Below are 17,642 nucleotides of genomic sequence, written 5' to 3'. Positions count from 1 at the left end.
TGAAATCTATACTGTAACGAATTTAGTATCAGCGAAACTACCGAAACCCGTGGGAGGCGCCGGCGTGAAGGTCCCGTTCACCTGGAAGGTCACCGGCTGGTTCATGGTCGGGTGGTCACCCGAGTTCCCGGTCGGCGAGGTCCGGCCGCTTCGGTACTTCGGGGAGGATCTGGTCGCCTACCGCGACGAGTCGGGTGAGCTGCATGTTCTGGAAGGGCACTGCAAGCACCTCGGCGCCCACATCGGCCACGGCGGCACGGTGGTGGGCGACTGCGTCCAGTGCCCCTTCCACGGCTGGCGCTGGGGCCCGGACGGCACGAATCGATACATCCCCTATCAACCAGAGCGGCCCAACCGCGCGCTGCGGCTGCGGGTGTTTCCGGTCCGGGAGCAGTACGACTGCGTGTTCGTCTGGCATCAGCCGGACGGCAAGGAGCCGCAGTGGGAGATGCCCGACATCTTCCGAAAGTTTCCGCAGTTCGAGACCGATCCGGCGGCCTACTACCGGGCGTATCCGGAATTCTCCCGGCGAGCGGAGCGCGAACCGGTGCATCCGCAGATCGTGGCGGAGAACGCCCCCGACAGTGCCCATTTCGAGTACGTACACCACGCCACAGTGACGCCCAGGGTGCTGGACTGGAAGATCGTGGACCACGAATGGCAATTCATCGCGGGCTGGCCGGACGCGCGGAGCGACAACCCCGAGGATCTCGCGTTGCGGTTCCACAGCCACCTGTTCGGCCTGGGCGGAGCGATCAGCGTCTTCGAGGGCGCGCAGAATCATCGGCTGATTTTCACCTGCACGCCGGTCGACGACGAGTGCTCGGACCTGTTCTACTCGATCTGGTGGCCGCGAATCCCGGGCGACACGGCCGACGTGCCGCACGGCAAGCTGCGCGAACTCATTGAAAAGCAGTTCCTGTCAACCGTCTTCGACGACCTGGAGATCTGGCGCTACCAGCGCTACGTTGAGCATCCGGCACTCTCCAAAGTCGACGCGAAAGGGTATATGGCACTGCGTAAGTGGGCGACTCAGTTCTACGAGGTGCCACCCGCTGAAATGTTGCGGCAAAGATGACTGGACTGGCCGAACTCGCGGCGCCCGAACACACCGCGATCGTCACTCAGGAGTGCCAGGGCGCGGTCATCGGCCCGCACGCCGGGCTGGCGCTGCTCGCCGAAGAAGCACGCCGCGTCGCGTTACCCAACATCGTCAAGCTATTGCCGGCGGCACGGGCGGCCGGGGTGCGCGTCGTGCACTGCCTGGTGCAGCGACGGCCAGACGGGCTTGGCTCCAACCACAACGCCAAGATCTTCGCCATCGGACGCGGTGACGTCGACATCACTCCAGGCACGCCCGGGGCGGCGCTGCTACCCGAATTAGGCCCCGAGCCAACCGATCTGATGTTGAGCAGGTGGCACGGCGTCGGGCCGATGGGTGGCACCGACCTCGACGCGGTACTGCGCAACCTCGGCGTGTCCACCGTCGTCGTGGTTGGTGTTTCGCTGAACATCGCGATCCCCAACTTCGTCATGGATGCGGTCAATGCCGCGTATCGGGTGATCGTGCCGCGCGATGCCGTGGCCGGCATCCCCACCGACTACGGCGCCGCCGTCATCGCCAACACGCTGTCACTGCTGGCAACCATCACGACAACCGACGACCTGCTGCAGGCATGGGGGACGCATTGACCGAAACAGCACCCGAAATCCGCGGCGGGTTTCCCGAAGTCAGACCGGTCGAAGACGCGCCGGCTGAGCTGGGCCACTTCGTGGCCGCGATGCACCGGCTACAAGACTTAACCGTCTCCACCCGCCCGGACAAGGCACTGTGGGCCGCCGCGGCCGAGCACGTCCTCAACGCGTGCGCGCTGCTGGACGGCCACCAGGTTCCGGAGACCGAGGCTGTCGCGGGTCGCGTCCTGAGTCTGCCCGGGTTGGGCCATCCACTGCTGCCGCCGTGGACCCTGACCGACGCCGGGGCGGACGGCGTCACCATGGACGGGCACTTCACCCAATCCCACGTGGGCGGCAACCACGCGGTGCATGGCGGGATGATCCCCCTGTTCTACGACTGGCTGTTCGGGATGGTGGTGTCCGCTGCGGAGATTCGGCCGACCCGCACCGCCTACCTCCATGTCGACTACCGCAGCATCACCCCGATCGATGAGCCGCTGACCGCACACGGCCGCATCACCGACATCGAGGGCAGGAAGGTGTTCATCGCCGCGACCATGACGGCCGGCGACGGCACGCTGCTCAGCGAAGCCCACGGCCTGATGGTCAGCCTACTGCCCCACCAGCCGTGAAGGCCCCTTCGTTGCGGGAGCGGAGTTGCGTACTGTAAGAATTACAGTACGATCTTACGCAATGGAGATCAGGTGACGACTCACGTTCACACCGCCGCCGGCACCGGCGACCAATCCGTTGCCCTGCGTGACCCGTACCCGTTCTTCGCCCACAAACGCCGGCACGCCGCCGTGTTCAAGGGCACCGTCATGGACTATTCCAAGACGCCGGAGGACTTTCGGCCCAAGCGCGAGTTCTCGGCGATGTCATTTGACTCAGTCAACAAGGTGTTTCGAGACGGCCGGGTGTTCAGCTCCAAGCCATACGACAAAACCATCGGCCTGTTCATGGGGCCGACCATCCTGGCGATGGAGGGAAAGAAGCATCGCGACCATCGCACCTGGTGTCGGCGGCATTCAAGTCCAAGGCGTTGGCCCGGTGGGAGAACACGATCGTCCGGCCGATCTGCAACGCGCTGATCGACGAGTTCATCCAGACCGGTGAAGCCGACCTCATCCGGAATTTCACCCTCGAATTTCCCACCCGCGTCATAGCTCAACTACTGGGACTGCCGGCCGAAGACCTGCCGACGTTCCGCACGCGCGCCGTGCAATTGATCAGTTATCACGTCAACTACGAACGCGCCTTCGAGGCGTCGACGGCGCTCAAGGATTACTTCCTCGAGCAGATAGAACAGCGCAAATCCAAGCCCGCCTCCAGACCAACCCAAGACATTATCGGCGACCTGGTCACCGCGGAGATCGACGGCGAAAAGCTCAGCGACGAAGCCATTTACTCATTCCTGCGGCTGCTCCTGCCCGCGGGCCTGGAAACCACCTACCGGTCCTCGGGAAACCTGCTGTACCTGCTGCTGACACATCCGGACCAGTTCGCCGCGGTGCAAGCCGACCGCGAGCTGCTGCCCCAGGCGATCGAGGAGGGGCTGCGGTTCGAGACCCCGCTAACCACGGTGCAACGGTTCACGACAGAAGACACCGAGGTGGAAGGGGTCGAGATTCCGGCGCGTTCGGTGGTCGGCGTGTGCATTGGCTCGGCGAATCGGGACGAGCGGCGCTGGGAACGTTCGGAAGAATTCGACATCTTCCGCAAGCACGTGCCGCACATCTCCTTCGCCGCCGGCGAGCACACCTGTCTGGGTCTACACCTGGCCCGGTTGAAGACCCGCGTCGCGCTCGAATGCCTGCTGAATCGGTTGACCAACGTCAAGCTGCTGACCGACAGTGACGTTCAAGACCCGCATATCCACGGCCAACCCTTCCGTTCACCGAATGCGCTTCCGGTGACGTTCGGCGCCAAGTAGGTTCTAAGGCATGGTCTTGCAATGGTGAAGGTAATGGAGGGCTTTCGGGTCCTGGAGCTCGCACAGTTCACGTTCGTCCCGGCGGCGGGAGCCATCCTCGCCGACTGGGGCGCCGACGTCCTCAAGATCGAGCACCCGGTCCGAGGTGACACCCAGCGCGGCTTTCTCAACATGGGTGGCATCCCGGTCAACCCGGACCGGCATCCGCTGATGGAGCACCCCAACCGGGGCAAGCGCAGCGTCGGGGTCGACGTTTCGACGCCGGGCGGCCAGGAAGTGATCTACGAACTGGCCAAGACCTCCGACGTGTTCCTGACCAACTACATGCCCGCGCAGCGGCAAAAACACAAGTTCGACGTGGAGCACATTCGTGCGGTGAACCCGAACATCGTCTATGCTCGCGGTTCGGCGTACGGCGACAAGGGGGCCGAGCGCGACATCGGCGGCTATGACGGGACGGCGTTCTGGACGCGCAGCGGCGTGGGGTACGCCCTGACGCCGGAGGAATTGGGCGGCGCACTGGGACAGGGCATTCCGGCGTTCGGCGATTCCATCGGCGGCATGTTCATCGCCGGCGGCATCTCGGCCGCGCTGCTGCATCGCGAGCGCACCGGCGAAGCCCTGGAGCTTGACGTGTCGCTGCTGAGCACCGCGTGGTGGGCGGCGGGCGCGAGCATGACACAGGGCATGGAGACCGGAGAGGTCATGCGCACGCCCATGCCGGGCTCCGCCACCGCGGTGTCGGTGAACCCCTTCATGGGCAACTACCTGACCTCCGACGGCGGCACGATCAACCAGTGCATCATCAGCCCGACCGGCTTGATCCGCGACACCTTCGAGCACCTCGGCATCCCCGAGGCCGCCGACGATCCCCGCTTCTCCGAGGTGCTACCGCTGATACAAAACGCTGACGCGGCCGCCGAACTGATCGCAAAGGCCTTCGCCACCAAGCCCTTTGACTACTGGCGGCAACACCTGAAGACGATGAAGGGGCAATGGGCACCGTTCCAGAGCCTCCTCGACCTGGCCGGCGACGAGCAGGCCATCGCCAACGACATGATCGCCGAGGTCGAGCTCGCCAGCGGCGGAGCACCGTTCAAAGTCGTGCGCGGGCCGGTCCAGTTCAACCACGAACCGCTGGTGACGACCCGGGCCCCGCAGGCCTCGGAGCACACCGAGCTCGTGCTCATGGAGATCGGCATGGATTGGGACCGCATCGAAGCACTCAAGGAAGCGGGAGCTATCGCGTGAACCGCGCCGGCGACGATGCAGAGCGGAGCGATGAGGTGGGGGCACCTCCCGCTTGCGGGGGAGAGTGGCGCTCATGAACGATGTCGCCATCATCGGGGTGGGCCTGCATCCGTTCGGTCGCTTCGAGGGCAAGTCCGCCATGGAGATGGCCGCCGACGCGATCGGACTCGCGCTCGCCGACGCCGGCGTCGAATGGAAGGACATCCAGTTCGCGGTCGGTGGCAGCTGGACGGTGGCTAATCCGGACGCGATCGTCGGCATGGTGGGGCTCACCGGAATTCCGTTCACCGATGTGTTCAACGCCTGTGCGACGGCGGCCAGCGCGACCAAGGCGTGCGCCGACGGAATCCGGTTGGGCGACTACGACATCGGTATCGCGGTGGGCATGGACAAGCACCCGCGCGGCGCCTTCACCGAGGACCCGGCGCTGGTCGGGATGCCCAGCTGGTATGCCGAGAACGGGCAGTATCTCACCACCCAGTTCTTCGGCATGAAGGCCAACCGCTACCTGCACGACCACGGCGTCTCCGTCGGCACGCTGGCCAAGGTGGCGGCCAAGAACTTTCGCAACGGGGCGTTGAACCCCAACGCGTTTCGGCGCAAGCCGATGTCCGAGGACGCCATCCTCAATTCGCCGATACTGAACTACCCGCTGACGCAGTACATGTTCTGCGCCCCCGACGAGGGAGCCGCCGCGGCCATCATGTGCCGCGCCGACATCGCCGAGCGGTTCACCGACAAACCCGTGTACGTTCGCGCGGTCGAGGTCCGCACCCGCCGCTACGGCGCCTACGAGGTGAACACCACCTACGCGCCGGTCGACGAGGACGTGTCGCCGACGGTCTACGCCGCCGAGGCCGCGTTCGAAAAGGCCGGTGTGGCACCGGAAGACGTCGGCGTGATTCAGCTGCAAGATACGGACGCGGGCGCCGAGGTGATTCACATGGCCGAGTGCGGTTTCTGCGCCGACGGCGAACAGGAAAAGTTGCTGGCTGACGGCGCCACCGAGATCACCGGCGTGATGCCGGTCAACACCGACGGCGGACTGATCGCCAACGGCGAACCCATCGGGGCGTCCGGGCTGCGGCAGGTGCACGAACTGGTGCGCCAGTTGCGCGGCCAGTCCGGTGACCGCCAGGTCCCCGGAACCCCGCAGGTCGGATTTGCGCAGGTTTACGGCGCGCCCGGCACAGCCGCCGCCACCATCCTGACAACCTGAGCGCGTGCCCAAGCCCGCGGGATTGTCCTTGGACCGTTAAGCCTTTGCGGCCGCTTGCGCTCCACGATCTTGGCACCCAGACATTTCGGCTACTTTCGATCCAGCACTCATTGAGGCGATCCCGCTGCAGGGTGGGCGTCCGCGTCGGCGAACTCACAGAACGCGTCATAAGCACGAGCACCGTAAATCGTCGCTGGTCCTCCATGCATGACAATGCTTACGCCAATGGCTTCGGCGGCTTCCTCTTTGGAGGCTCCGGCACGAGCGGCCCCCTGGGCGTGGGAGGCGATGCAGCCGTCACACCCGGCTACGACCCCGATGGCCATCGCGATCAACTCCTTGACCTTTTTGTCCAATGCCCCTGAGGCGAGCGCGCCGTTGCTCATCTCGGCAAACCCCCGGTACACCTCTGGGATCTTTTGGCGCAGGGCGCGATGCTGCGGGTTGAGGTCGCTCAGTACATCGTGGTAGTGCTTCTGTTCGCTCATATCCGGTATAATATCAATACCCGTGGGGGTATTTCCTCATATGGCGAAACTCTGCGGAGGTTTGCCTGTCGGGCCGCAGGAGGCAGTGCCCAGGGGGCGGCTCGACGGCATTTCGCCCGGGCAACCACCGAGACGCTCGACCTAGTCAAAAGCGCAGGCACGCAACCAAATATCGGCACAGCGCACAACCATCAGGAAGGAGTCGCAATGACTCTGAGCACCAAGTTGAACACCACGTTCGAGGAAGCGGTCGAACGGACCACTCGAGCCCTGGCAGATCAGGGTTTCGGAGTGCTGACCAGGATCGATGTCAAGGCCACACTGAAGCAAAAGCTTGGCGCGGACATGGAGGACTACCTGATTCTGGGTGCCTGCAATCCGACACTGGCACACCGAGCCCTGGATGTGGACCGCCAGATCGGACAGTTGTTGCCGTGCAACGTCGTCGTGCGAACCGATCCGGGCGGCCAGGGTGATGCGGTGCTGGTCGAGGCGATGGACCCACAGCTCATGATCAAAGTCGTCGACCAGCCGGCGCTGCAGGCAATCGCCGATGAAGCTGCCGCCAAGCTGATGGCTGCAATCAGCGCAATCGGCTAAACCGGCTCGGACTCAGTCGTCTTTCCTGCGGCACCATACGGAGCCGCGGTAACGGTTTGGGAATCCCCGACTCCTGACGGCGCCTGGCGCTTGGTCGTTACCGCATCGACGTCCTCGCCCAAGAGCAGGGAGCGAACCAGCCGGCGCGCACCGAAGGGCCGGAGCATGTAGCTGGCCGGGCGCGGCCGCACCTTCTGCGGCCACCAGAACCACCGCCCGAGTAGCGCCGCGATCGACGGCGTCATCAGTGAGCGCACGACCAGGGTGTCGAACAGCAGACCGAGGCCGATCGTGGTGCCTGCTTGGCCAATCGACCGCAGGTCACTCGCCGCCATGGACATCATGGTGAAGGCGAAGACCAGTCCTGCCGCGGTGACCACACCGCCGGTTTCGCCCATCGAGCGAATGATGCCGGTCCGCAGTCCCGCGCCGATTTCCTCCTGGAACCGCGAGACGAGCAGCAGGTTGTAGTCGGACCCGACAGCTAGAAGAATGATCAACCCAAACACCGGGGCGATCCAGTTCAGGTCGAGGCCCAAAATGTGTTGCCAGACCAACACGGACAGGCCGAAGGCGGCGCCCAGCGATAGCAGCACCGTCCCGACGATCACCAGTGAAGCGACCAGAGCCCGGGTGATGACCACCATGACGACGAATATCAGTGTCAGCGCAGCTATTCCGACGATCAAAAGGTCGAACCCTGAGCCGGTCTGGATGTCGTTGTACACCGCCGCCGTGCCGGTGAGATAGAACTTGGCGTTGGCCAGCGGCGTTCCCTTCACGGCTTCATGCGCGGCGTTGAGCTCCGGCTTGACGGCCGAGATTCCTTTGGGAGTTGCCGGGTCTACGTCGTGGGTGATGATGAACCGCGCTGCCTTGCCGTCCGGCGACAGGAAGAGCTTCAGGCCGCGTTGGAAGTCGGGGTTGTCGAACGCTTCCGGCGGCAGGTAGAAGTAGTCGTCGGCCTTCGACGAGTCGAAGGCCTGGCCCATAGCACTCGCGGTGTCCGTCATCCGCGACATTTGCGTGACCAGCCCCGAGAAACTGCTGTGCAGGGTCAGCAGGGTCCCTTGCATGGATTTTGCGACCGCGATGATCGGCGGGAACTGTGCGAGCATTTGCGGCAGCACCGCGTCGATGTTGTTCATGTCTTTGAGCAGCGCGCTCATGTTCTCGCTGAACTTGTCCACGCCGTCGATCGCCTCGAACACAGACCTCGTCGCCCAGCAGACGGGAATGTTGAAGCAGTGTGGTTCCCAGTACAAGTAGCCGCGGAACGGCCTCGCGAAATCATCGAAGTCCGCCAAATGGTCTCTCATCTCGTCCAGCGTGGCCTTCATGTCACCCATGTCGCCGACCATGTGATGTGTCGTGTTGGTCATCTGGCCCATCAAGCCATACATGCGTTGCATCGAGCCGATCATGACGCCAAGATCGTCGCTCATCTTGAGCATGTCGGTCATCCGGTCTTTCATGAACTGCAAGTTCTCTTGTATCGGAAGCGACTGCATGCTGACCTGGAATGGGATCGAGCTGTGTTCGATCGGGCCGCCCAAGGGCCTGGTAATGCTTTGCACGCGCGCAATACCGGGCGTGCGGAACACATCCTTGGCGATCCGGTCCAGGATGATCATGTCGCTTGAATTCCGCAAGTCGTGATCGCCCTCGACCATGAGGATATCGGGATTGAGTCTGGCGGCACTGAAATGGTGTTCGGCCGCAGCGTATCCGACGTTCGATGGCACGTTCGACGGGATATAGAAGCGGTCGTTGTAGCTGATGTTCATGCTGGGCACCACGAGCAAGCCGACGAGCGCGATGAGCAATGAGGCCACAAAGATCGGCCCGGGCCAGCGGGCGGTAGCAGTTCCGATGCGACGCCATCCCCGCGTCTTGATCATCCGTTTCGGATCGAGCAAACCAAACCGGCTGGCCACAGCAACCACAGCCGGCGCTACGGTCAGTGCTCCCGCGATCACGACGAGCAGTCCCAATGCGGAAGGAATGCCGAGAGCCTTGAAATAGGACAACCGCGCGAAGTGCAGGCAGAACGATGCTCCGGCAATCGTCAGCCCCGACCCCAAGATGACGTGATAGGTGCCGCGGAACATCGAGTAATAGGCCGTTTCCCGATCTTGACCGGCCTGACGTGCTTCTTGATAACGCCCGATGAGGAATATCGCGTAATCCGTTCCCGCCGCAATCGCCAGAGACGACAACATGGCGACGACGAACGTCGAAAAGCCCAGTAGGTCATAATATCCGAGAATCGCGACGACCCCCCTGGCCGTGAGCATCTCGACGAAGACCATAAAGAGAACCAGAAGCACAGTACTGACGGAGCGATAGACGATGGCAAGCATGATCATGATGACCACGCCCGTCACGCCCATCATCTTGAACATGCTTTTGTCAGCGGCCTCGTTCATGTCCGTGGTGAGCGCTCCCGGGCCGGTGACGTATGCCTTGATTCCGCTGGGCGGTGGTGACGAGTCGACAATCTTGCGGACCGCATCGACGGACTGGTTTCCCAGGGTGCTGCCCTGGTTGCCGGCTACGTTGAGTTGGACGTAGGCGGCTTTGCCGTCCCCGCTTTGAGAACCGGCGGCGGTGATGCGGTCTCCCCACAAGTTCTGGACATGCTGTACGTGTTTGGTGTCGACCGCCAGCTTTTTCACCAAGCCGTCGTAATAGGTGTGAGTTTCCTCACCGAGCTCTTTGTTGCTTTCCAGGACAACCATGACAATGTTGTCCGAATCGGACTCCTGGAACTTCGCACCGATGCGCTTCGCGGCGATCATTGCCGGTGCATCTTGCGGCGACATCGTTACGGCATGCGATCGCGCGACAAACTCTATCCACGGCACGAGAACGTTCACGGCGATCGTTAAAAGCAGCCAGGCCAGGATGATCGGCACCGCTAACGTACGGACCATCCGCATGAAGAGCGGGCGGGTGTCGTCATCCTTGACGTTCATGCGGCCTTCACCAGGCAGAAGGTCTGGGCATGGTGTCCGCTGGAAGATTGCTCGTCCCGGACATCGCCGTTGACGATGATGCGACACCCGATGCTGTCGCTGTTGCCTTGGGCTACCACGTTGGCGATGACGGCCGGAACCGTCGTCGTGAGCGTGTAGGTCCACGGCAGGCTGGTGAAGTTCGCTTGTTCTGGCACCGCATTCTTGTTCAAATAACTCACGCTGCCCGCGGTGTCACCCGGCCCGAAAACCTCGTACGTCACACTCTTGGGATTGAAGGGCACGATTGCCTCTGCACTACTACGCGTCGACGAAAAGAGCTCGTCGGACCCGAAAACGCCACGGAGCCTATCGACGGCCATCGCACCAACCGCAACTGCCACCACCACGACGAGCGGTATCCAAGCCCGCTTGACAAAGGTCAACATTGTGGTTCCGTTCGGTGGCTGATTCTGTTGGTAACGCAGTTACACGCCGGCGCCGCTCAGCAGAACAGCGCCGTTAGGCCCCCTTTTAGAGGGCTTTCGGGGCATATCGGCTGCGATTGCCTCGGCACTTGCGCAAATCGGCGGCCTGGCATGTTGACCTCCTCATGTGGCCCGTTGGCTCCGAATTGGAGCGTAGCATCTCTATACCCTACCCCGTATGGCATATGGGCGTGGACGTATCGTCACGGCCCTGCGAATACACTGCTGCTCCAGCAACGCGGCGTCGACCCGTCTCAGCACGAATTCAACACCGTCCCAGCGTCGGAGCGCCGTCAGGAAACCTTCATCATGATGATGATCGGGGACAACAACCGACGTCCCGCTACTTCAGTCTCTGCGCGACCCCGGAGACGCGATTCGACGAAAGAGGTGGAGACGGGATTCGAACCCGTTGCCTCACTATTCGGCCACTCCACCGTAGGTGGCCCCGATCCGGCGTGTCAGGCAAGAGCGAGGAAGAGCTTCTCCAGCTCGGCCTCCGTCAGGGGCTTTTTCCCTTTTGCCCCTTTACCGGTTGCGCATTCGCGCAGGCCGGTGGCGACGATCTTGAATCCCGCGCGGTCCAGCGCACGCGAAACCGCGGCGAGTTGAGTGACAACGTCCTTGCAGTCGCGCCCCTGCTCGATCATCGAGATCACGCCGGCAAGTTGGCCCTGCGCGCGCCGCAGCCGATTCAGCACTGCGGCAATGCTTTCTTCGTCACCAACCATCGTGGTCCCTTCGCTAGTGATGATGTCCATCATAGCCCGGGGGGTATTCAGGGTGCAGGCGAAGTAAACGCCAGAACCCGGCCGGATGGCACCACCAAGTGTTCAGGCCAGTCGCGAGCGGCCCATATTGTGCAGCGCAGTATGCCGTTACGGCTCGTTCGTCATTTCGGGGCCGATTTCAGCGGCGGTTCCTCGGTGTAGGTCAATGTCCACTCGGGGGCACCAAAGGCTTGGACCAACAGCTTGGAACCCAGTGCGGCCGAACTGAGGCTGCCGATATGCGGGCGGACTCCGCTATAGGTTCCCAGCCATCCGCGCCGCTCATCGAGGCAGCCCAGCCTCAAGGTCAATATGTTGCCGCCATCGACTCGCTGATGTATGACAAATCCACTGCCCGAGAGCATTTGAAAGACCTCGTCGACACCGCTGCCGTCGGGCCCGGCATTTACGTGGAATCGGTCGAACCTGGTGTAATCGACACCTTTTGGACCTGATGCAACTGCGGGTAGTGATGGCCCAGATTGGCGACAAACGTGGCGAGGGCGCCCCCGCCGGCAACCGCCGGCATGCGCCCCGCCTGGGCCACGATCTGCAGCAGCCGCTCCCTCGGCAGCAGGAACTGCGTTTTGACACGTTCGGCTTCGGCCGCGTCGAGTACGGGTTTGGCCAGCAGAGCACGGATTTCGGCTGGTCTGTCGCGCAGATCCAGCGGCCACACCCCGGCGCCGATCTTTTGCAATTCGTTGTTGATGGCTTCCAGATTGTCTGGCACGACGCGGTTATCCGAGAATTGCAGGGATAGCCCCTCGACGGAAGCCATGACGCACCTCACCTCGGATATGCGGACGTGCGGATTGAAGTTACACCGCGGTGCGCGCCTTTGCGCCGAGCAGCTGGTCGGGACGCTGGCGCCGGCGACCGGATACTGATCCTAAGTAAAAGCGCGGCCACCAGGCCTAGATTCCACTCTTAGCCACGCAGCGGTGTTCGGCGCAGCTGTTACGGACACATGAAAGCAATGGGCGGGCAGTGCCGGATCGCGTTGTTGGGGGTCGGATTCGGGCCCTCATAAATGTCGCTCGGACTGCCGGTTCTCTCGGGGACATTGCCCTTCCCGTAGCCGACGACGTACCACGTGTGGCAGCGACCCATGTCCCAAACGACCTGGCCCCACGGCCCCGTCGGCCACTCCATCGACTGCCCGGGGCACCACTGGTGTGGGCCGTAGTTGGGGTCGGGATCCGCCTGGGCGGTACCCACGGCCAGCCCTAATCCGGCCACCGCGATGCCGCCCGACAGCAGCGCCCGGCCAATGGTCCGCTTCAGAATTGACGAGTTCACGGGTGGTCCTTTCGCTGGTGTCGACCTCAAGTTATTGCCGAGCACTTGCGAAATTCTTGCGTCGCGCGTTTGCTACCGATCCCAACAATCGCTCAGCGACGGGGCCCCTGGCCAGCCCGCGGAACCGTCAGGACACCTTTGTCACCGGCGGTGAGTAGTTGGGCTTACCCAGGCCAAGCGTGTACTGGCCGATCATGTTGCGGAACACTTCCAGCGTGCCGCCGTAGATTCCCACCAACGGGGCGAAGCGGTAGACGTACTCGGCGCAGCCGTCATCGGCGGCTCCGTCTGTCCCATGGGGCAGCGCCGACGCGGCCCCGAGTATGTCCATCAGGTCCGGGGAGATGTCTCGCATCGTCTGGGCGATGGCCACGCGCCCGAAGATGTTCGGAGACGAAAGAGCCACTTCCATCCTGGCGACGCTGCGGCCCAGTCGATATGCGACCGACTGATCCTCGAGCAGGCGTCGCCCGTTGGGATCCGGCCGTGTCACGCGCGCGGCGGCCTCATCGACCGCCGCCGCCATGAAATTGGCCTGGTGCATCATGATCGCGGTGTCCTGCAGCCCATCCGGCACCGCGGCAACCGCGCCATGCTCGGCGTTGAGTGGCTCGCGCAGCACCGTCCAGCCCGCGTTCACCTCGCCCAGCCGGTACTTGTCGTCGACGCGGACGTCGCTGTAGTAGACGATGTTGGTCCGGTCACCGTCCACGGTGCGGACGCCCTGGATTTCGATGCCGGGCGAGTTCAGTGGAACCAGGAACATGGTCAGGCTCTTGTGCTTTGGCGCGTCAGGGGCGGTGTTGGTGATGAGAAAGACGTATTGGCAGTTGTGCGCACCGGTGGTGAACATCTTGGAGCCGTTGATGATCCAACCGTCACCATCGCGTACCGCGCGGGTCTTACAGGTGGCGACGTCGGAGCCGCCCTCGGGTTCGGTGTAGCCGAGGCATAGCCGGATATGGCCGCTGAAGACCCCGGGCATCACCTCGTCCTGCAGTTCGGGCGAGCCGAACTTCGCCACCGACCGCGCCACCATGGCGGTGGTCCCCCAGGTCACCCACGGCACATGCACCCGCCGCTTCTCCTGCTCCCAGATCCGCCGCCGCACCCGGGTGAAGCCGCCTTCGGACGCCGGTTTCCATTCCCCGGCCAGATAGCCTGCGGCGCCGAACGCCAGATGCAGGCCCTCGTCGAAGTTGTCGCCCGTCTCGCGGTCGCGACGCCTGACCTCTTCGGTCATGTGCGTGGCCAGAAAGCTTCGTGCCTCGTCATAGAACGCCTGGTCCTCGTCGGAGAGTTCGACTCGGGAGAAATCCATCGTCTCGCTCCTGCCCTAGACGCGCACGGCTTCGCGGGCGGCCACGATCTCGGCGACGCGCTGAGCCGTCGCGCCCGGATCGCCGCCCGCCAACGGCCAGCCCCTAGCCCGCACCAGATATGCCGTCGCCGCCGCTTCGGCCGAAACTCCAAGGCCGCCTTGGATATGCACCGCCATGGTCGCCGCCCTGGAGGCTTCCTCGGCCATGAACACGAATGCGGACGGCGCCAATTCGGGCCGCTCGTCGGGCTCGTTGTCCAGGAACCAGGCGGCCCGCCGCGCGAGGCTGCGTCCACCCTGAACGGTGATGGCCATATTCGCCAGCGGATGCGAAATGCCCTGCAATGTGGAGATGGGCACTCCCAGCGTGTAGCGGGTCTTGGCGAACTCGGCCGCGATGGTCATCGTCTCCTCGACCAGACCGACCAGGGCGGCAGCGGTCAGCAGTCGCCACTCGTCCAGCGCCAGTTGGTAATTCGTCAGCGCGTCGAGGCCCTGTGCCACGACGGTACGGGTGTCGGCGGCGGCCGGATCCACCCAGGCCATCGGCAGCCGGCCGATGTTGTCTACCTTCGCCGGCCTGGTGCCGAAGGTCAGGCGCACAATCTGGTCTCCGTCGCGGACGATGATGTGATCGGCGATCGACCCGATGGGAATCAGCCGGGCCCCCTGCACGCTGTCGAGTCGCGCATCTAATGCGGCGAGTTGTTCTCCGTCAGCCACTAGGGCTGTTTCGGGGGCCATTTCGGTGCCCAGGGCTCCCAGGCGCGCCAAGAGTCGCGCGGCGCAGACGTGGTCGATCCACGGAACCGGCGCCAGCGCCCGACCGATCTCTTCGGCCACCAGGGTCAGGTCGACCAGCGTCGCACCATCGCCACCACACGACTCGGGCAGTGCCATCGTCGAGGCGCCCATCGCGCACAGCCGCTCCCAAAGGTTCTTGTCGAAGCCGGAAGGCTCTGCGGCACGCACGGTTTCGATCGAGCAGTGGGTCTTGAAGAACTGTTTGTAGGCGGTCTGCAGGTCCACGTGGTGTTCGGACAGGCTGTAGTCCTGTCTGCGCAGTTCGAAGCGGTCCATCGTCAGTGCTCCTGTCCGAAGAAGAATTCCTGGGCGTTGTTGTAGAGGTAGTTGTCGAGCACGTCCGCGGGCAGCTCCAGCCCACGCGCTTCGGGGATTACTCGTCGCATCCGCAGTACCGGCCAGTCCGATGCATAGATCACTTTGCTCGGGCCGCGCGTTCGCATGTAGTGCAGCAGACTTTCCGGTAGCCGCTTGGGCGACCACGCCGAGGTCATCAGGCGCAGGTTGGCGTATTTGAGCAGCAGCCGGATCGCGACGTCCCACCACGGATCGGCTCCGTGGATCATGCACAGCCGCAGTTCAGGAAACCGGACACAGACCCGGTCCAGGTGCATGGGATGCTGCACCTCTCCGGGGATCGGCGGCCCGGGGATGCCGGTGTTGACGCACAGCGGCAGTTCGAGTTCGGCGCACTTGGCGTAGAGCGGGTAGTAAACCGCGTCGCTGGGCGGGTACTGGCCGTCGCCCCAAAAGCTGGGTCCCACAACGGCGTATGCGACCGGCAGCTCGCTCACTATCGCGGTCAACTCTCGCAGCGACCGCACCGGGCGCAGCAGGTTGACACCGCCCATGGCCAATGCGAAGCGATCGGGCTTTGCTTCGACGAACTTGCGCGCGGTGGTCGACGGGCTGGCGAGGTTGTCCATCAGGATCGCTTTCTGCACGCCCTGCTCGTCCATCTCGTCGAGCAGTTCGGACAGGTCGACCGGGGCGAACATCGACTCCGGGCCCTTGAAGTAGTCGTCGCGGACCTTCAGCATCCAGTTGGGCTGGGACTCGGTCTCGCCAAAATGCACATTGATCAGGCAGTCGATCGCTTTTCCGGTCATGCGGGCCCCTCTGTATCCACACCAGCCAGCGCGGCAGCCGGAAGTTGTTCTGCAGCAGCCCGTTTAGCCCACCGGTAATTCGGCTTGCCATTGCCAAGTCGTTGAATCTGCTCGACGAACAGAATCGCCTTGGGCGCTTTGAAATGGGCCAGCTGCGACTTGCAGAGGGAGGTGAGTTCGGCTTCCCCGATGACGTCCGAGTCTGGGTGCGGCGCCACCAGCGCGACGACTTCTTGGCCCCACCGCTCGCTGGGCCGCCCCACTACCAACGCATCGGCAACACCGGGGTGTGTGCGCAGCACCTCTTCGACCTCTTCGACGAAGACCTTTTCACCGCCGGTGTTCACCACCAACGAATCGCGCCCGTACAGCCGCAGGGTGCCGTCGGATTCGATGCTCGCCCGGTCGCCGGGGATCACCACCCGCTTGCCGTCGATTTCGGGAAAGGTGCGCTCGGTGGCGTCGGCGTCGTTGAAGTAGCCCAGCGGAATCCGGCCGCTGCGGGCGACCCAGCCGATCTCGGGATCGCCGGGCTGCAGGAACCTGCTGCGATCCTCAGACACCACCGCTCCCCCTTCGCGGAGGTGGAAGGTCTCGCTCTGGGTGCCGCGTTGGCTGTGTCCGAACCCCATGTTCCCGGATTCCGATGAGCCGTACCCGTCGATGATGGTGACCTGCGGCAGCTTTTCCATCAGCGCGCGCTTGAACTTCGGGTTGGTGGCTGCCCCGCCGGTGCCGATCGTGTTCAGCGACGACAGATCGTAGGAACCTCGTTGCAGCTCGGCGACCAGCGGGCCGGCGTAGGCGTCGCCGACCATGGTCATCATGGCTACCCTTTCGCGCTGGGCGGTTTCCCAGATCGAGCGCACGTCCAGTTTGCCCCGCCCGTCATAGAGCACCACCGTCAACCCGTGCATGATCGCCGAGAAGGCGGTCCACATGCCGGCGGCGTGCATCAGCGGAGAGACGGCGAACCACGGCTGTCCGCCGCCGCGTACCTTGGCGTGGATCTCGTCGCCGCTGGCGTGGTCGGCGCCGACCATCGACGCCACGTACATGTCGCTTTGCCGCCACAGCACTCCCTTGGGGCGGCCGGTGGTCCCGCCGGTGCACATCATGATCAGGTCGTCGGGCGATCCCGGCGCCGGGTTGCCCGAACCGCCTTGTGCCAGCGCATCATCCAGCAATACCGCGCCCGGCAGTTCGGCGGCGTCGCTTCCGTCGTCGATCGAGATCAGCAGCTCGGCGCCAACCGTCGGCAGCACCTCGGCGCACCGCGCACCGATCGACCGGTGATAGATGATGCCGCGCGGCCGGACGTAGGCGAGCAGCTCGGCGATCTCCCGCGGCGAGTAGCTGTAGTTCACGTTGACCGGCACGGTTCGCGCCTTGAGGCATCCGATCACCGCGTCGGGGTACAGGTCGTTGTACATGATGAGCGCGACCCGGTCCTGACCACACTCCCAGCGGTTCAGTGTGTCCTGCTCTCGGTGCGCCCCGAAGCCGTTGGCGTTCAAGAAGTTTGCCAATTGGGTGGTCCGCCGTGCCGATTCCGCGAACGTGCTCCAGCGGTCTCCGCACACCGTCATCGGCCGGTCGGGGATGACGGCGGCGATGGCGTCCAACACCGCCCCGACGGTCCATTCGCTCACGGGCGGGCTGCCTAGGCCGCCACTGTGGCTTTGACGCCCAGAAGATCTAACGCATTGTCGCGCATGATCTT

Annotated in this window: 17 protein-coding genes and 1 pseudogene; 7 read left to right on the top strand and 11 right to left on the bottom strand. The window is 63.7% G+C overall.

Annotation, left to right across the window (positions count from 1 at the left end; genetic code table 11):
• The first annotated feature begins 64 nt into the window (after nucleotides 1–64).
• From ACLP9N_RS07025 to ACLP9N_RS07000, 6 genes and pseudogenes are all read left to right on the top strand, one after another.
• Nucleotides 65–1,078, top strand: coding sequence for a Rieske 2Fe-2S domain-containing protein (locus ACLP9N_RS07025; RefSeq protein ID WP_442406709.1), 1,014 nt, complete (start codon nucleotides 65–67; stop codon nucleotides 1,076–1,078).
• A complete protein-coding gene (locus ACLP9N_RS07020) occupies nucleotides 1,075–1,692 on the top strand; it encodes a cysteine hydrolase (protein WP_442406708.1) in 618 nt (205 codons plus the stop codon). Before ACLP9N_RS07025 ends, ACLP9N_RS07020 begins: the two co-directional genes overlap by 4 nt.
• Nucleotides 1,689–2,309 (top strand): PaaI family thioesterase, encoded by a 621-nt coding sequence (locus ACLP9N_RS07015; protein WP_442406707.1) that lies wholly within the window; start codon nucleotides 1,689–1,691, stop codon nucleotides 2,307–2,309. The genes ACLP9N_RS07020 and ACLP9N_RS07015 overlap by 4 nt, the downstream gene beginning before the upstream one ends.
• A 72-nt stretch (nucleotides 2,310–2,381) precedes the next feature.
• Nucleotides 2,382–3,610 (top strand): annotated as a pseudogene (locus tag ACLP9N_RS07010) (cytochrome P450).
• Between the two features lie 33 nt (nucleotides 3,611–3,643).
• Nucleotides 3,644–4,861, top strand: coding sequence for a CaiB/BaiF CoA transferase family protein (locus tag ACLP9N_RS07005; RefSeq protein ID WP_442406742.1), 1,218 nt, complete (start codon nucleotides 3,644–3,646; stop codon nucleotides 4,859–4,861).
• 73 nt (nucleotides 4,862–4,934) lie between these two features.
• Nucleotides 4,935–6,080: a thiolase family protein gene (locus tag ACLP9N_RS07000; protein WP_442406706.1), complete on the top strand. Its 1,146-nt coding sequence runs from the start codon at nucleotides 4,935–4,937 to the stop codon at nucleotides 6,078–6,080.
• Nucleotides 6,081–6,187: 107 nt separating this feature from the next.
• Here ACLP9N_RS07000 and ACLP9N_RS06995 read toward each other — a convergent pair whose 3' ends face one another.
• The gene (locus tag ACLP9N_RS06995; RefSeq protein WP_442406705.1) at nucleotides 6,188–6,568 is read right to left on the bottom strand and encodes a carboxymuconolactone decarboxylase family protein; all 381 of its coding nucleotides are present in this window, start codon (nucleotides 6,566–6,568) and stop codon (nucleotides 6,188–6,190) included.
• Between the two features lie 207 nt (nucleotides 6,569–6,775).
• Between ACLP9N_RS06995 and ACLP9N_RS06990 the strand changes: the two genes are divergently transcribed.
• Nucleotides 6,776–7,168 carry a DUF302 domain-containing protein gene (locus ACLP9N_RS06990; RefSeq protein WP_442406704.1) on the top strand — a complete coding sequence of 131 codons (393 nt, stop codon included), beginning with the start codon at nucleotides 6,776–6,778 and terminating at the stop codon, nucleotides 7,166–7,168.
• Here ACLP9N_RS06990 and ACLP9N_RS06985 read toward each other — a convergent pair.
• The 10 genes from ACLP9N_RS06985 to ACLP9N_RS06940 all read right to left on the bottom strand — a co-directional run bounded on the left by ACLP9N_RS06985 (nucleotide 7,165) and on the right by ACLP9N_RS06940 (nucleotide 17,571).
• Nucleotides 7,165–10,146: an MMPL/RND family transporter gene (locus ACLP9N_RS06985; RefSeq protein WP_442406703.1), complete on the bottom strand. Its 2,982-nt coding sequence runs from the start codon at nucleotides 10,144–10,146 to the stop codon at nucleotides 7,165–7,167. The genes ACLP9N_RS06990 and ACLP9N_RS06985 overlap by 4 nt on opposite strands.
• Nucleotides 10,143–10,574: an MmpS family transport accessory protein gene (locus ACLP9N_RS06980; RefSeq protein ID WP_442406702.1), complete on the bottom strand. Its 432-nt coding sequence runs from the start codon at nucleotides 10,572–10,574 to the stop codon at nucleotides 10,143–10,145. The genes ACLP9N_RS06985 and ACLP9N_RS06980 overlap by 4 nt, the downstream gene beginning before the upstream one ends.
• Nucleotides 10,575–11,074: 500 nt before the next feature.
• Nucleotides 11,075–11,344: a metal-sensitive transcriptional regulator gene (locus tag ACLP9N_RS06975; RefSeq protein ID WP_442406741.1), complete on the bottom strand. Its 270-nt coding sequence runs from the start codon at nucleotides 11,342–11,344 to the stop codon at nucleotides 11,075–11,077.
• Between the two features lie 161 nt (nucleotides 11,345–11,505).
• Entirely contained in the window at nucleotides 11,506–11,694 is a 189-nt protein-coding gene (locus ACLP9N_RS06970) for a hypothetical protein (RefSeq protein WP_442406701.1), read from the bottom strand.
• Between the two features lie 95 nt (nucleotides 11,695–11,789).
• Nucleotides 11,790–12,164 (bottom strand): hypothetical protein, encoded by a 375-nt coding sequence (locus tag ACLP9N_RS06965; protein ID WP_442406700.1) that lies wholly within the window; start codon nucleotides 12,162–12,164, stop codon nucleotides 11,790–11,792.
• A gap of 179 nt (nucleotides 12,165–12,343) precedes the next feature.
• Nucleotides 12,344–12,685: a hypothetical protein gene (locus tag ACLP9N_RS06960; protein WP_442406699.1), complete on the bottom strand. Its 342-nt coding sequence runs from the start codon at nucleotides 12,683–12,685 to the stop codon at nucleotides 12,344–12,346.
• A 127-nt stretch (nucleotides 12,686–12,812) separates the two neighbouring features.
• Complete coding sequence (locus ACLP9N_RS06955; RefSeq protein ID WP_442406698.1) at nucleotides 12,813–14,006, bottom strand: acyl-CoA dehydrogenase family protein; 1,194 nt, start codon at nucleotides 14,004–14,006, stop codon at nucleotides 12,813–12,815.
• Between the two features lie 15 nt (nucleotides 14,007–14,021).
• Nucleotides 14,022–15,086 carry an acyl-CoA dehydrogenase family protein gene (locus tag ACLP9N_RS06950; RefSeq protein WP_442406697.1) on the bottom strand — a complete coding sequence of 355 codons (1,065 nt, stop codon included), beginning with the start codon at nucleotides 15,084–15,086 and terminating at the stop codon, nucleotides 14,022–14,024.
• Nucleotides 15,087–15,088: 2 nt separating this feature from the next.
• Nucleotides 15,089–15,919 (bottom strand): amidohydrolase family protein, encoded by an 831-nt coding sequence (locus ACLP9N_RS06945; protein ID WP_442406696.1) that lies wholly within the window; start codon nucleotides 15,917–15,919, stop codon nucleotides 15,089–15,091.
• On the bottom strand, nucleotides 15,916–17,571 hold the full coding sequence (locus tag ACLP9N_RS06940) for an acyl-CoA synthetase (RefSeq protein WP_442406695.1): 1,656 nt from the start codon (nucleotides 17,569–17,571) through the stop codon (nucleotides 15,916–15,918). Before ACLP9N_RS06940 ends, ACLP9N_RS06945 begins: the two co-directional genes overlap by 4 nt.
• Nucleotides 17,572–17,642 lie beyond the last annotated feature (71 nt).

This window comes from Mycobacterium sp. (genome assembly GCF_052144515.1).
Classification (GTDB): Bacteria; Actinomycetota; Actinomycetes; order Mycobacteriales; family Mycobacteriaceae; genus Mycobacterium.
Note: the sequence above shows the minus strand (reverse complement) of the source record. Positions and strands in the feature narration are given on the sequence as shown.

What these genes read in the sequence shown, in the direction of transcription:
- ACLP9N_RS07020 (WP_442406708.1), top strand. Translation starts at nt 1,075, where the DNA reads ATGACTGGACTGGCCGAACTCGCGGCGCCCGAACACACCGCGATCGTC.
- ACLP9N_RS07005 (WP_442406742.1), top strand. Translation starts at nt 3,644, where the DNA reads ATGGAGGGCTTTCGGGTCCTGGAGCTCGCACAGTTCACGTTCGTCCCG.
- ACLP9N_RS07000 (WP_442406706.1), top strand. Translation starts at nt 4,935, where the DNA reads ATGAACGATGTCGCCATCATCGGGGTGGGCCTGCATCCGTTCGGTCGC.
- ACLP9N_RS06995 (WP_442406705.1), bottom strand. Translation starts at nt 6,568, where the DNA reads ATGAGCGAACAGAAGCACTACCACGATGTACTGAGCGACCTCAACCCG.
- ACLP9N_RS06990 (WP_442406704.1), top strand. Translation starts at nt 6,776, where the DNA reads ATGACTCTGAGCACCAAGTTGAACACCACGTTCGAGGAAGCGGTCGAA.
- ACLP9N_RS06985 (WP_442406703.1), bottom strand. Translation starts at nt 10,146, where the DNA reads ATGAACGTCAAGGATGACGACACCCGCCCGCTCTTCATGCGGATGGTC.
- ACLP9N_RS06980 (WP_442406702.1), bottom strand. Translation starts at nt 10,574, where the DNA reads ATGTTGACCTTTGTCAAGCGGGCTTGGATACCGCTCGTCGTGGTGGTG.
- ACLP9N_RS06975 (WP_442406741.1), bottom strand. Translation starts at nt 11,344, where the DNA reads ATGGTTGGTGACGAAGAAAGCATTGCCGCAGTGCTGAATCGGCTGCGG.
- ACLP9N_RS06965 (WP_442406700.1), bottom strand. Translation starts at nt 12,164, where the DNA reads ATGGCTTCCGTCGAGGGGCTATCCCTGCAATTCTCGGATAACCGCGTC.
- ACLP9N_RS06955 (WP_442406698.1), bottom strand. Translation starts at nt 14,006, where the DNA reads ATGGATTTCTCCCGAGTCGAACTCTCCGACGAGGACCAGGCGTTCTAT.
- ACLP9N_RS06950 (WP_442406697.1), bottom strand. Translation starts at nt 15,086, where the DNA reads ATGGACCGCTTCGAACTGCGCAGACAGGACTACAGCCTGTCCGAACAC.
- ACLP9N_RS06945 (WP_442406696.1), bottom strand. Translation starts at nt 15,919, where the DNA reads ATGACCGGAAAAGCGATCGACTGCCTGATCAATGTGCATTTTGGCGAG.